Here is a 3,965-nt window from a genome sequence, read left to right as displayed (position 1 = left end):
CCGAACCCCGAACCCCGAAAATTAAAATCAGCTGGTCTGACCATTTGTTTTTCATCTTATTAACCTTTCTTTACCCTCTGTGATCTGTGTATTATTTGAACTTTGTTTAAATTACGTTACGCTGGCCTTAGGGCTTTAAAACTGCTGTAAATTGACAGTAATTACGGTTTTTGATAACGTATGGCAAAATTTGGTATGACCAATTTACCTTTTGGTCAGGTCATTCAGTTAAAAGCCTTATTTAATGGGCTGCTAGCACTTATACAACGCGGACGTTGATTGATGTCTTTAAAAATTAAAGCGGCAAAATTATCTGATGTTATTTTACAACAACTTGAGAACATGATTCTTGAGGGGTCGTTAGCACCAGGAGAAAAGTTACCACCGGAGCGTGAACTCGCTAAGCAATTTGAAGTGTCGCGTCCGTCGTTGCGTGAAGCCATTCAAAAGCTTGAGGCAAAAGGGCTTGTAACCCGTCGTCAAGGTGGTGGAACGTATGTAAAAAATCAATTGGAAGAGGGGCTGACTGATCCGTTGTTTGATTTGATCAGTAAACACCCCGAATCGCAATTTGATTTATTAGAATTTCGTCATGCGCTAGAGGGAATTGCGGCTTATTACGCAGCACTTCGCGGCACAAGCAACGATTTTGCAAAAGTAAAACAGAGCTTTGATCAGATTGCATTAGCTAAAGATGAATTAAAGCAAAAAGCCAAAGCGATTAATGACTTTCATTTTTGCATCGCAGAGGCGTCTCATAACGTAGTGTTACTGCATTTAGTAAGAGGGATGCAAAGCTTACTTGAGCAGAATGTTTTACAAAATTTAACGGTATTACTTAAAAAGTCAGATATAAGCAGCCAATTAGCTGAGCATAGACGCTTATTAATGGATGCAGTGATTGACGGTAATCCTGAACAAGCTCGCTTAGCGAGTAATGCGCATTTAGCCTATATTGAAGAAGCATTGCTTGAAGCGGGTAAAGAGCATTCGCGAATTGAACGTAGTTTAAGACGCACCAAACAAAATTAAGCAAGTACATTCACTGTTAACTTGAGTTAACAGTGAAGTATTCAATACATAAAATTAGTATTTTAAACATAAGGAAACCTCCATATGTCTGAAGTCAATAAAATTGACGTAGACGCGCTAGAAACACAAGAGTGGTTACAAGCTCTTGAATCGGTTGTGCGCGAAGAAGGTGTTGAACGAGCTCAGTTTTTACTTGAGCAAGTGTTAGAACAAGCCCGTTTAGACGGTGTTGATATGCCAACAGGCATTAACACAAACTACGTTAATACGATTCCGGTTGATCAAGAACCTGCCTACCCTGGTGATGTAAATCTTGAGCGCCGTATTCGTTCAATTATTCGCTGGAACGCGATTATGATTGTATTGCGTGCATCGAAAAAAGATCTCGACTTAGGCGGCCATATGGCGTCTTACCAATCGTCTGCTGCATTTTACGAAGTGTGTTTTAACCATTTCTTTAAAGCGCCAAATGATGTTGATGGCGGCGATTTAGTTTATTACCAAGGTCATATTTCTCCGGGTATTTATGCGCGTGCATTTGTTGAAGGGCGTTTAAGTGCTGAACAGCTTGATAATTTCCGTCAGGAAGTAGATGGTAAAGGCCTACCTTCTTACCCTCATCCTAAATTAATGCCTGAGTTTTGGCAGTTCCCAACGGTATCTATGGGCTTAGGTCCAATTTCTTCAATTTACCAAGCGCGTTTCTTAAAGTACTTAGATGGCCGTGGCTTAAAAGACACTAAAAACCAACGTGTATATGCGTTTTTAGGTGATGGTGAAATGGATGAGCCAGAATCACGTGGTGCTATTTCTTTTGCTGCCCGTGAAAAGCTTGATAACCTATGTTACTTAATTAACTGTAACCTACAGCGCTTAGATGGCCCTGTAATGGGTAACGGTAAAATCATTCAAGAGCTAGAAGGCCTATTTAAAGGCGCTGGCTGGAATGTTATTAAACTTGTTTGGGGCAGCGGTTGGGATATTCTGCTTGCTAAAGACACCACAGGTAAATTACTACAGTTAATGAACGAAACTGTTGATGGTGATTACCAAACATATAAAGCGAAAGATGGCGCGTACGTACGTGAACATTTCTTTGGTCGCTACCCAGAAACAGCAGCGCTTGTTGCTGATATGACCGATGAAGAAATTTTCGCCCTTAAGCGCGGTGGTCATGAGCCTTCAAAGCTGTTTGCCGCCTTTAAAAAAGCAGAAGAGACGAAAGATCGCCCAACAGTGATCCTTGCTAAAACAGTAAAAGGTTACGGCATGGGTGAAGCGGCTGAAGGTAAAAACATTGCGCACCAAGTTAAGAAAATGGACATGTCGCATGTGGCTCACTTACGCTCTCGTTTAGGCTTAGATGATTTAGTATCTGAAGAGCAATTAAAAGAGCTACCATACTTAGAGCTTGAAAAAGATTCTCCAGAGTACAAGTACCTTCATGCACGTCGTGATGCGCTACAAGGTTACACGCCAACACGTATTGCCAAGTTCTCTGAAAAGTTACAGTTACCAGAAGTAGATGCGTTCAAGCCGTTACTTGAAGAGCAAAAGCGTGATATTTCAACCACTATGGGCTTTGTACGTGCACTTAATATCTTATTAAAAGATAAAGGTATTGGTAAAAATATTGTGCCAATTATTGCCGATGAAGCACGTACTTTTGGTATGGAAGGTTTATTCCGTCAAATCGGTATTTACAACCCACATGGCCAAAATTACACCCCTCAAGACCGTGATATTGTTTCTTACTACAAAGAAGCAACCTCAGGGCAGGTATTACAAGAAGGGATTAACGAGCTAGGTGCAATGTCGTCATGGGTTGCTGCTGCAACATCATACAGCACCAACGACTTACCGATGATCCCATTCTACATTTACTACTCTATGTTTGGTTTCCAACGTGTAGGTGACATGGCATGGATGGCAGGGGATCAACAAGCACGTGGTTTCTTATTAGGTGCTACAGCGGGTCGTACAACGCTAAATGGTGAAGGCTTACAGCACGAAGATGGCCACAGCCACATTCTTGCAAACACGGTACCTAACTGTATTTCTTACGATCCTACTTATGCATTTGAAGTAGCGGTTATCGTGCAAGACGGTATTCGTCGTATGTACGGTGAAGAGCAAGAAAACATTTACTACTATCTAACGCTAATGAACGAAAATTACCATCAGCCAGCAATGCCAGAAGGCGCTGAAGAAGGTATTCGTAAAGGTATCTACAAGCTAGAAAGCTACGAAGGTAAAAAAGCCAACGTACAGCTATTAAGCTCAGGTACTATCATGACTGAAGTGCGTAAAGCTGCAGCAATTTTAAGCGAAGAGTTTGGTATTGCGTCTGATGTTTACTCAGTAACTTCATTCAATGAACTTACCCGTGATGGACAAGATGTTGAACGTTTCAACATGCTTAACCCAGAAAGCGAGCAAAAAACGCCATACATCACTAGTGTATTAAACGATTCAGTAACTGTTGCTGCAACGGACTACATGAAAAACTACGCAGAACAAGCGCGTTCATTTATTCCAAGCAATAACTACAAAGTATTGGGTACAGATGGTTACGGTCGTTCAGACAGCCGTGAAAACCTACGTCGTCACTTTGAAGTTAACGCAAGCTACGTGGTAGTTGCGACATTATCTGAACTTGCTAAACGTGGTGAAGTTGAAAAGTCAGTGGTTGTTGAAGCAATTAAAAAATTCAACATCGACACTAACAAACTAAATCCACTGTACGCATAAGAGGTTTGCAATGAGTATTGAAATTAAAGTACCTGATATCGGTGGCGATGAAGTAGAAGTAACCGAAATACTAGTGAGCGTTGGCGATAAAGTTGAAGTTGACCAATCACTATTAAGTGTTGAAGGTGATAAAGCTGCGATGGAAGTACCTGCTGAACAAGCCGGTACGGTAAAAGAAATTA

Annotated in this window: 3 protein-coding genes; all 3 read left to right on the top strand. The window is 41.2% G+C overall.

The features are described 5' to 3' along the window. The first annotated feature begins 282 nt into the window (after positions 1 to 282). On the top strand, positions 283 to 1,032 hold the full coding sequence (gene pdhR / locus CWB77_RS14555; RefSeq protein WP_008114937.1) for a pyruvate dehydrogenase complex transcriptional repressor PdhR: 750 nt from the start codon (positions 283 to 285) through the stop codon (positions 1,030 to 1,032). A gap of 84 nt (positions 1,033 to 1,116) precedes the next feature. After that, a complete protein-coding gene (aceE, locus tag CWB77_RS14550) occupies positions 1,117 to 3,783 on the top strand; it encodes a pyruvate dehydrogenase (acetyl-transferring), homodimeric type (RefSeq protein WP_138571132.1) in 2,667 nt (888 codons plus the stop codon). Between the two features lie 10 nt (positions 3,784 to 3,793). Next, positions 3,794 to 3,965 (top strand): biotin/lipoyl-containing protein (locus CWB77_RS14545; protein WP_138623347.1); only part of this gene is annotated, 172 nt, incomplete at its 3' end.

The sequence above is a fragment of the Pseudoalteromonas sp. S1610 genome (assembly GCF_005887465.1).
GTDB lineage: Bacteria > Pseudomonadota > Gammaproteobacteria > Enterobacterales > Alteromonadaceae > Pseudoalteromonas > Pseudoalteromonas undina.
The sequence above is the reverse complement of the archived record's forward strand: the minus strand, read 5'-3'. Positions and strand labels throughout refer to the sequence as shown.

Coding starts and splice junctions, on each gene's coding strand:
- pdhR (WP_008114937.1), top strand. CDS start 283: ATGTCTTTAAAAATTAAAGCGGCAAAATTATCTGATGTTATTTTACAA.
- aceE (WP_138571132.1), top strand. CDS start 1,117: ATGTCTGAAGTCAATAAAATTGACGTAGACGCGCTAGAAACACAAGAG.